This window comes from Kitasatospora sp. NPDC032121 (assembly GCF_055580145.1).
On the sequence record NZ_JBVILX010000002.1, the window covers coordinates 992816 to 1002519 of the forward strand.

Below are 9704 nucleotides of genomic sequence, written 5' to 3' on the forward strand. Positions count from 1 at the left end.
TAACCTGCCAGACGGACGTGACGCGCGTGTTGATTGACGTGTGCGCCCGTGGCTGTGTGGGCCGCAAGGCCGTATCTCTGCGTACCCGCACCGCCCCGACGACCCGCAGCGAAGATCCTGCCGTGGCACGCTCGTAGAGACACAATCCGCGACCACGAACAAGGACAAACACGTGGACCTGTTCGAGTACCAGGCGAGGGACCTCTTCGCCAAGCACGGTGTACCCGTGCTTGACGGCGATGTCATCGAGACCGCCGCAGACGCTGCCGCCATCGCGGAGCGCTTCGGCGGCCGCGCCGTCGTCAAGGCTCAGGTGAAGGTGGGCGGCCGAGGCAAGGCCGGCGGCGTCAAGCTCGCCGCCGACCCGGCGGACGCCGTCGCCAAGGCCGAGCAGATCCTCGGCATGGACATCAAGGGCCACACCGTTCACAAGGTGATGCTGGCCCAGACCGCGGACATCAAGGACGAGTACTACGTCTCGTTCCTGCTGGACCGCACCAACCGCACCTTCCTGGCCATGGCCAGCGTCGAGGGCGGCGTGGAGATCGAGGTCGTCGCCGAGCAGAACCCCGAGGCGCTCGCCAAGATCCCGGTCGACGCCAACGAGGGCTGCACCCCGGAGAAGGCCGCCGAGATCGTCGCCGCGGCGAAGTTCCCGGCCGAGGTCGCCGACCAGGTCGCCGAGGTCCTGCAGAAGCTGTGGACCGTCTTCATCAAGGAGGACGCCCTCCTCGTCGAGGTCAACCCGCTGATCAAGTCCGGCGACGGCAAGATCATCGCGCTCGACGGCAAGGTCTCCCTGGACGACAACGCCGAGTTCCGCCAGCCCGAGCACGAGGCCCTGGAGGACAAGGCCGCGGCCAACCCGCTGGAGGCCGCCGCCAAGGCCAAGGGCCTGAACTACGTCAAGCTCGACGGCCAGGTCGGCATCATCGGCAACGGCGCGGGCCTCGTCATGAGCACCCTCGACGTGGTCGCCTACGCCGGTGAGAAGCACGGCGGCGTCAAGCCCGCCAACTTCCTCGACATCGGTGGCGGCGCCTCCGCCGAGGTCATGGCGAACGGCCTGGAGATCATCCTGGGCGACCCCGACGTCAAGTCGGTCTTCGTCAACGTCTTCGGCGGCATCACCGCGTGCGACGCGGTCGCCAACGGCATCGTGCAGGCCCTGGAGCTCCTGAAGAGCAAGGGCGAGAACGTCACCAAGCCGCTGGTCGTCCGTCTGGACGGCAACAACGCGGAGCTGGGTCGCAAGATCCTCGACGACGCCAACCACCCGCTGGTCCAGCGCGTGGACACCATGGACGGCGCCGCTGACCGCGCCGCCGAGCTGGCCAACAAGTAAGGAAGGGGACTACACACCATGGCTATCTTCCTTACCAAGGACAGCAAGGTCATCGTCCAGGGCATGACCGGCTCCGAGGGCATGAAGCACACCCGCCGCATGCTCGCCTCCGGCACCCGGATCGTCGGCGGTGTCAACCCGCGCAAGGCCGGCACCACGGTCGACGTCGACGGCACCGAGATCCCGGTCTTCGGGTCGGTCGCCGAGGCGATGGAGAAGACCGGTGCCGACGTCACCGTCGTCTTCGTCCCGCCGGCGTTCACCAAGGCCGCCGTCGTCGAGGCCATCGACGCCGAGATCGACCTGGCCGTCGTCATCACCGAGGGCGTCCCGGTGCACGACACCGCCGCCTTCTGGGCGCACGCCGGTGCCAAGGGCAACAAGACCCGCATCATCGGCCCGAACTGCCCCGGCCTGATCAGCCCCGGACAGTCGAACGCCGGCATCATCCCGGCCGACATCACCAGCTCCGGCAAGATCGGCCTGGTCTCGAAGTCCGGCACCCTGACCTACCAGCTCATGTACGAGCTGCGGGACATCGGCTTCACCTCGGCCGTCGGCATCGGTGGTGACCCGGTCATCGGCACCACCCACATCGACGCGCTCAAGGCCTTCCAGGAGGACCCGGAGACCGAGCTCATCGTCATGATCGGTGAGATCGGTGGCGACGCCGAGGAGCGTGCCGCGGCCTTCATCGCCGAGCACGTCACCAAGCCGGTCGTCGGCTACGTCGCGGGCTTCACCGCCCCGGAGGGCAAGACCATGGGCCACGCCGGCGCCATCGTCTCCGGCTCCTCGGGCACCGCCCAGGCGAAGAAGGAGGCCCTCGAGGCCGCCGGTGTCAAGGTCGGCAAGACGCCGTCCGAGACCGCCCGCCTGGCCCGCGAGATCATCGCCGCCCAGGCCTGATCCCGCCCCGCGCGTGACGAGCGCCCCCGCCCTTCCCGGGCGGGGGCGCTCGCCGTTCCGGCACGCCCCGGGCGGCTCAGTGCGCCCTCGGCCCCGTCGTGCAGGGTAGCGGCGACCACAGCCGGCAGACCACCGGGCCCTGCGGCGGGGGAGCGGCCGTCCGGCCCGCCGCAGGCAGCTCCCAGCGCGCGGCCGCCCGCGGCCGCGGCTCCACCAGGACGGCCTCCAGGCCGGGCGCCGGGCTGCACCAGATGCTGGTGATGCCGTTCGGCGCCCCTCCGGGCAGCAGCGGCACGCTCGGCTCCGCCTCCTGCGCCCCGGCGGACCGGGCGGCGGGCAGGCACACCGCGGGCGCCGGCGGGTCGACCGACCGGAACAGCACCGCCGGGCGCACCCCCGACAGGGTCGCCAGCATCGCCCCGGCCACCGCGAGCGTCAGCAGCGCCGCCGCACCCGTGCGGCTCGCCGTCCAGAGCCGGTGCCGGGCCCGCAGCACCGGCACCGGTGCCCGGTGCGGCTGCGGGCAGCCGCGCACCGCCGCCCGGTACAGCTGTCGGCTCAGCCCGTCCGCGAAGCCCGGTGCCGCCGGGTCCGGCCCGACCAGCTCCGGCACCCACTGCGCCAGTGCCGCCCGGGCGGCCCACACCCGGCTCTCGGCCGCCACCCGCGTGGACTCCACCTCCACCGCGACCGCCGCGGCCGGCAGCCCCAGCCCGTCGTGCAGCACCAGCGCCCGGCGCTGCGGGCGGGACAGCCGCTTGAGCGCCTTCAGCAGCGCCCGGTCCCGGTCGGTCAGCCGGTCGTGGTCCGGCAGCACCGCCTGCGCCTCGTCGGCCGGGCGCACCCTGATCCGCCGGTGCGGCAGCACCCACAGGTGCGAGCGGCGGGGTCCGCCCCGGTGCCACGGGGACAGTGCCAGCTCGCAGGCCCGCACCCGTACCCACCCCTCCGGGTTCCCCGAAGCGGCCACCGCGCCCCAGCGCCGCCGGGCCTCCCCGAACGCCAGCCGTACGCAGTGCGCCGCCCGGTGCCGGCAGGCGGTCAGCAGGAACACCTGCTGCACCAGCCGGGTGTGCGCGGTCTCGTACAGCTCCTCGAAGCTCACCGCCGGGGGCTGCGCGTCGAGGTCGTCGTCCCCGACCGAGGGCGCGGCGGCCAGCGCCACCCGGCCGGGACTGGCGGAACCGGGCCCGGCCGGGGCGGCGGCGGGGTACGGGGGCTCGCCGCGGTCGGCGGCGGTGCCGCCCGTGGGGGTGTTCGGCCCGGGGCCCGTGCTCGGGGACGTGGCGTGAAGGTGCTCGGCCGGGTCGTGGAGGCGGGCCGTGGGCGTGGCGGTGGCGTCGCTTGTCCGGTCGGGGCCGGCGGCCTTCGACCGCCCGCCGTCAGCCCGCCGCCCGGCCGTGGCGCCGCGTCCCGCGTGTTCCGTCGGGGCCTTCCGTGCCTGGTCGGGCTCGGCGGCCTGTGGCTGCCTGCCGTCGGACCCCTGCGCGGCCGGGGCCCGGCGTGACGTGTCGCCGGGGCGGGCGGCCGTGCCCGCGGGGGCCTGCGGCTCACGGCCGTCGCCGCTGCCGTTGCCCGGGGACGGGCGGCCGCTCGAGGTGGGGACGTTCTCCGGCCGGTCCTGTTCGGTGCCGGGGTCAGTGGGCGTCGTCGGCCCACTTCCGCCGTCTGCGCCCCGGGCCCGCGCCCGTCCGGCGCCGGGGGCGCCGCCGCGCCTCCCGGGGGCCGCGGGAGGCGTCGGCCCGCCTCCGCCGCCGGCGGGGCCCGCCGGCTCGTGGCTCCCGGCGGTCGGCTGACGCCGCGCGCCGACCGTCGCCGGTGCGGCCAGCGGCGCCCGTGGCACGGTGGCGCCGCCGGCCTGGCCCCCGGGCGCGCGACCCTCGTGCGCGCGCCCCGGGGCGGCGCTCTTCGCGGGGGCCGGCGGCCTGCCGGAGGCCGGGCGCGGCTTCTCGGCCGAAGCCCGGCGTGCCGCGCCGCCGTCCGCGTCCCGCGCCGGGCGGGCCGCCTTCCGGGCGTCGTCGGAGGTGCGTGGGGTGGGCTTCACGGCTCGGGAGGGGCGCCGTTTCCTCGGCACGTCCCCACCCGCTGCCACATCGGCCGACGGGCGCCCGGCCCCGCAGACGGGGGCAGGTTCCTCGGGGCGCGTCAGGGTGCCGGCCAGCAGGGCGAGGGCCTCCGCCTCGGTGCGGGTGCCGAGCTTGCGCAGGGCGCGCTGGAGGTAGCTGCGGGCGGTGGTGGGGGTGACTCCGAGGGCGACGGCGGTGCGGGGGAGGTCGTGGCCGACCGCGAGGTGGGCCAGGACCTGGGCCTCACGGGGGGTCAGGTTCCGCGGTGGGCGGCCCGCGTCGGTCCCGGCGCGGGCCGGCTTGCGGTGGCGCTCCGGTGCGGGGGACTCGGCGGTGGGTGGCGTGGTCATCAGACGCTCCGGGCCGGGGCACCGGCGGCTTGGGGGCAGGGTCTGAAAATGCGCATAAGCCAATAATCTGGGACACGGCGGCGGTTTGGCGCTTCACGGAGCATGGCGAGTCGCCTTGGCACCATGTGGCCCATGACGCAGCTGATGGGCCGTCCGATCCTGCAATCGCCCGGTGAATCGGGTGGACGCCCCGCGCTGGCCGACCTGTTGACGGGAGTGCGGACGGCGCTGGTCGGCCTGGCCGTGGTCGGGGCGCCGGTGCTGGCGCTCTGGGTGGTGTCGCCGTACGCGGAGGACGGCGCGGCCGCTGTCACCCGGTTGGCGGGGGTGCTCTGGCTGCTCGGGCACGGCGCACCGGTGCTGCGCGGCCCGACGGACGCCCCGCTGACCGTCACTCCGCTGCTGCTCGGCGTCCTGGCCGTGGCCCGGCTCCACCGGGTGGCCGCCGGGGTGGCGGCGCGGCGCGGGCCGCGCTCGCGCTGGAGCGGTCCGGTGGCGGTCTGGGCGGGGTACTGCGCGGTGGCCGTCGGGGTGACGCTGCACTGCGCGGGGGGCGGGCTGTTCCGCAGCCGGGTGCTGCCGGACGTCCTGGCGGTGGCGCTGGTGGCGGGCCTGGCGACGGCCGCCGGGGCCCGTTCGGCGGCCGTCCTCGACGGGCCGGCCGATTCCCCGCTGGACCGCCTCCCGCCGCCGTACTGTCCGGTCGGCGCCGTGCCGACGGTACGGGCCGCGGCGCTGGCGGCCGGGGCCGGACTGGTCGCGGCGGGCGGCCTCCTGGTGGTGTCCTCGGCGGTGCTGGACGCGGTGGCCGGCGGCGGGCGCGGCATGGCGCTGCTGGGGAGCGGGCCCACCGCGCTGGCGGGGCTGGTGCTGCTCGCGCTGGTGCTGCTGCCGAACGCGGTGCTGTGGGGTACGGCGTACGCGCTGGGCCCGGGTTTCGGGGTCGGCACCGGGACGGTGGTGTCGCCGGCCGCTACGGCGCTGGGTCCGGTGCCCGAGTTCCCGCTGTTCGCGCTGCTGCCGGCGGACGGCCCGGGCGGCTGGCGGCTGGCGGTGTCGGCCCTGCCGCTGCTGGCCGGGGTGGTGCCGGCGGTCCTGCTGGGCCGCGCGGCGGCGGGCCGGCGGCTGCCGGGCAGGGCCGGGGAGCGGCCCGAGCCCTGGCCGCCGGCCGCCACGGCGGTGGCCGCGCTGGCGGCGGCGCTGTCGGTCGGGGCCGGGGCGGCGGTGCTGGGCTGGCTCTCCGGCGGGGCGTTGGCGGGGGAGCGGCTGGCCTGGGTGGGGCCGGTGCCGTGGACGGGTCCGGCGGCGGCGGGCTGGATCGCGCTGGTCGCCGTCCCGGGCGCGCTGCTGGTCCGGTACCGCACGCTGGGCCCGGCGGACGGCGTGGGCGTGTATGCCCGGCTCGCGCGGCGCGTCCGCCGGGGTGCGCTGGCGCTGCGCGCCGTTGCGTACGCCCTCGTGCTGCGGCTCTCCGGAGCGGGTGTCAGGAGCGTCGGCGGACCGGGCCCCGACGAGCGGGACCCGGTCGACCGGGTGGATCAGGACGACTGACCGGGGCCGACCGGCCGGACGACCGACCGGCCCCGGACGTCGGCCCGGCTACTCGGTGTTCCCGGTGAAGTCCACGTACCACTGCGGCGCGTACCGGTCGCAGTTCTGGGCGCCGACGCTGGTCAGCGAGTCCTGCACGCAGGTGACGTAGTCGCGGTAGTGGTACCCGAGGCCGATCACCGAGGTGGCGACCACGATGGTCATCGCGCCGGTCAGGATGCCGGCGAGCGCGGCCGGGGTGAGCGGGTTCGGTGCCGGCGCCGCGGGGAGCGGGCCGCCCGGGCCGGCGACGGTGGCGGCGGCCGGGGCGGACCGCCGGGTCCGCAGCGCGCCGACGCCCCAGACGATGCCGAGCGCCCCGATCAGCAGCGCGATCCAGTGGAACCCCATGAACAGGCAGACCAGCGCGAACGGCCCGGCCAGCGCGGCGTTGCGCGCCTTGCGGTGGGCCGGGTCGGCGAGGTCGAGCCGGGGCGGCTGCGGGGCCGGCGGCCGCCGGCCGGGTCGGCCGTCGTCGCCTGGGCCCCACGGCGGCGGAAGAACCGGACGCTCGCCGCCCTGGCCGTCGGGGCCGCCCTGCCCGTCGGCGCCGGGGCCCGGGCCGGCCCAGGGGCTGCGCGGCTGCCACGGCTGGTCCGGGGCATCCGCCGGCGGCGGCGCGAAGGGGTTGCGCTCACCGGTGTCGTCGCCGCTGCTCATGGGTTCAGCCATTCCTTCTCGGTCGGAGCTCGTTCGGAGGTTCTCGCGTCGGAGCGGTCTCCCGCGCCCCCAATGATCCCGCAGCCGTCCACCGGGCCACCGGCGGCCCGCGTCGAAGGGCCGGGCGGGACCGGACGGGGCCGTCGGCGGGGTCGTCGGCGGGCCGGTGCGGGCCGGGGCAACTCCGGTGCGGCGGGCCGGAGGAGATCCCCGTCTCAACTACGCGCGTAGCGCCGCCGGGAGGGTGCGGAGGCCGTCCGACCAGCCGTTATCGTGGTGACGGTCAGCAGCCCACAGAGGTTCCCCGGGCCCGCGTCGCGGCGGGTTTTCCCGGAGTTCCCCCTCGCTCGACCTGCCGTTCGTAGTGGCCCCACCGCCGGTGGACGTACCAGCGGACGGCGCCCGACCTACGGAGAAACGCGCAGTGGCCGCCGCCCCCGCCCAGCACTTCCCGCCCCGTAAGCCCGGACCGGCCCGCCTGGTGGTGCTGGTCTCCGGCTCCGGCACCAACCTGCAGGCGCTGATCGACGCCGCGGCCGATCCGGCGTACGGCGCCGAGATCCTCGCCGTCGGCGCGGACCGGGACGGGATCGTCGGCCTGGACCGCGCGGAGAAGGCCGGCCTGCCGACCTTCGTCCACCGGGTGAAGGACCACCCCGACCGGGCCGAGTGGGACCGCGCGCTGACCGCCTCCGTCGCCGAGTACCGGCCCGACCTGGTGGTCACGGCCGGCTTCATGAAGATCCTCGGCCCCGAGTTCATCGCCGCCTTCGCCGGGCGGATCGTCAACACCCACCCCGCACTGCTGCCCTCCTTCCCCGGCGCCCACGGCGTCACCGACGCGCTCGCGTACGGGGTGAAGGTCACCGGCTGCACCGTCCACCTGGTCGATTCCGGCGTGGACACCGGGCCGATCATCGCGCAGGGCGTCGTCGAGGTCGTCGACGCCGACCACGCCGATGGCGGCGTCGCGCTGCACGAGCGCATCAAGACTGTCGAGCGCAAGCTGCTCGTCGACGTCGTGGGCCGGCTGGCCCGCGAAGGTCACCGCATCGAGGACCGAAAGGTATGGATCCCGGCATGAGTGCCAGCTCCACCACCACGCCCGTTTCGGAGAACGTCCGTCCGATCCGTCGCGCGCTGATCAGCGTGTACGACAAGACCGGTCTGGAGGAGCTGGCCCAGGGCCTGCACGCCGCCGGGGTCGCCATCGTCTCCACCGGCTCGACCGCCGGCCGGATCGCCGCCGCCGGCGTCCCGGTGACCGAGGTCTCCGAGCTGACCGGCTTCCCGGAGTGCCTCGACGGGCGCGTGAAGACGCTGCACCCCCGCGTGCACGCCGGCGTGCTGGCCGACCTGCGGCTGGAGTCGCACCGGGCGCAGCTGGCCGAGCTGGGCGTCGAGCCCTTCGACCTGGTCGTGGTGAACCTCTACCCGTTCAAGGCCACCGTCGCCTCCGGCGCCACCCCGGACGAGTGCGTCGAGCAGATCGACATCGGCGGCCCGAGCATGGTCCGCGCCGCCGCCAAGAACCACCCCTCGGTGGCCGTGGTGGTCGACCCGGCCCGTTACGGCGACGTGCTGACGGCCGTCCGGGAGGGCGGCTTCGACCTGGCCACCCGCAAGCGCCTGGCCGGTGCCGCGTTCGCCCACACCGCCGCCTACGACGTGGCCGTCGCCTCCTGGTTCGAGGACGGCTACGCCCCGAGCGACGCGCACTTCCCCGAGTTCCTCGGCTCGACCTGGGAGCGGCAGAACGTGCTGCGCTACGGCGAGAACCCGCACCAGGGCGCCGCGCTGTACAGCGACGGCACCGGCGGCCTGGCCGGCGCGCAGCAGCTGCACGGCAAGGAGATGTCGTACAACAACTACGTCGACACCGACGCCGCCCGCCGCGCCGCCTACGACCACGCCGAGCCGGCCGTCGCGATCATCAAGCACGCCAACCCGTGCGGCATCGGGACCGGCGCCGACGTCGCCGAGGCGCACCGCAAGGCGCACGAGTGCGACCCGGTCTCCGCGTACGGCGGCGTGATCGCCGTCAACCGCCCGGTCACCGTCGCGCTGGCCGAGCAGATCGCCCCGATCTTCACCGAGGTCGTCGTGGCCCCCGGCTACGAGGAGGGCGCCCTGGAGGTGCTCACCCGCAAGAAGAACCTGCGGGTGCTGCTCGCCCCCGAGGCCCCGGCCAACCGCCAGGAGGTGCGCCCGATCTCCGGCGGCGTGCTGCTCCAGGACGCCGACCGGGTGCACGCCGAGGGCGACGACCCGGCGAACTGGACCCTCGCCAGCGGTGAGGCGCTGTCCGCCGACGAGCTGGCCGAGCTGGCCTTCGCCTGGCGGGCCTGCCGGGCCGTCAAGTCCAACGCGATCCTGCTGGCCAAGGACGGCGCCTCGGTCGGTGTCGGCATGGGCCAGGTGAACCGGGTGGACTCCTGCAAGCTCGCGGTCGAGCGGGCCGGCGAGCGCGCCAAGGGCTCCTACGCGGCCTCGGACGCCTTCTTCCCGTTCGCGGACGGCCCGGCGATCCTGATCGCGGCCGGCGTCAAGGCGATCGTCCAGCCCGGTGGCTCGATCCGCGACGAGGAGGTCGTCGCGGCGGCCGCCGAGGCCGGCGTGACCATGTACTTCACCGGTGCGCGGCACTTCTTCCACTGACACCGGTCCCGCCGACGGCGGGACGGCGTGACGGAACGGCAGAGGGGGGGGGGGGGCCCCCACGGGGGGGGGGGGGGGTACTCCCTTTTTGTTTTGTATCTGACTAGGGGTGTGTGGTATTCCTTG

At 75.5% G+C, this 9704-nt stretch carries 7 protein-coding genes; 5 read left to right on the forward strand and 2 right to left on the reverse strand.

Annotated elements, in window-relative coordinates:
- The first annotated feature begins 172 nt into the window (after positions 1–172).
- Together sucC and sucD are read left to right on the forward strand one after the other, a co-directional pair.
- On the forward strand, positions 173–1345 hold the full coding sequence (gene sucC / locus ACZ5OX_RS10405; protein ID WP_449788212.1) for an ADP-forming succinate--CoA ligase subunit beta: 1173 nt from the start codon (positions 173–175) through the stop codon (positions 1343–1345).
- 18 nt (positions 1346–1363) lie between these two features.
- The gene (gene sucD, locus ACZ5OX_RS10410) at positions 1364–2254 is read left to right on the forward strand and encodes a succinate--CoA ligase subunit alpha (protein ID WP_465629493.1); all 891 of its coding nucleotides are present in this window, start codon (positions 1364–1366) and stop codon (positions 2252–2254) included.
- Positions 2255–2330: 76 nt separating this feature from the next.
- On the opposite strand, the gene ACZ5OX_RS10415 is transcribed toward sucD, so the two are convergent.
- Positions 2331–4670, reverse strand: a complete 2340-nt coding sequence (locus tag ACZ5OX_RS10415) for a LuxR C-terminal-related transcriptional regulator (protein ID WP_465629494.1) — start codon at positions 4668–4670, stop codon at positions 2331–2333.
- Positions 4671–4802: 132 nt separating this feature from the next.
- On the opposite strand from ACZ5OX_RS10415, the gene ACZ5OX_RS10420 reads away from it, so the two are divergent.
- Positions 4803–6221: a cell division protein PerM gene (locus ACZ5OX_RS10420; protein ID WP_465629495.1), complete on the forward strand. Its 1419-nt coding sequence runs from the start codon at positions 4803–4805 to the stop codon at positions 6219–6221.
- 48 nt (positions 6222–6269) lie between these two features.
- On the opposite strand, the gene ACZ5OX_RS10425 is transcribed toward ACZ5OX_RS10420, so the two are convergent.
- Positions 6270–6920 (reverse strand): hypothetical protein, encoded by a 651-nt coding sequence (locus ACZ5OX_RS10425; RefSeq protein WP_465629496.1) that lies wholly within the window; start codon positions 6918–6920, stop codon positions 6270–6272.
- Positions 6921–7344: 424 nt separating this feature from the next.
- Here ACZ5OX_RS10425 and purN point away from each other — a divergent pair, with 424 nt between their 5' ends.
- Both purN and purH read left to right on the forward strand, forming a co-directional pair.
- Positions 7345–8004 (forward strand): phosphoribosylglycinamide formyltransferase, encoded by a 660-nt coding sequence (purN, locus tag ACZ5OX_RS10430; RefSeq protein ID WP_465629497.1) that lies wholly within the window; start codon positions 7345–7347, stop codon positions 8002–8004.
- Positions 8001–9578, forward strand: a complete 1578-nt coding sequence (purH, locus tag ACZ5OX_RS10435; RefSeq protein ID WP_465629498.1) for a bifunctional phosphoribosylaminoimidazolecarboxamide formyltransferase/IMP cyclohydrolase — start codon at positions 8001–8003, stop codon at positions 9576–9578. The genes purN and purH overlap by 4 nt, the downstream gene beginning before the upstream one ends.
- Positions 9579–9704 lie beyond the last annotated feature (126 nt).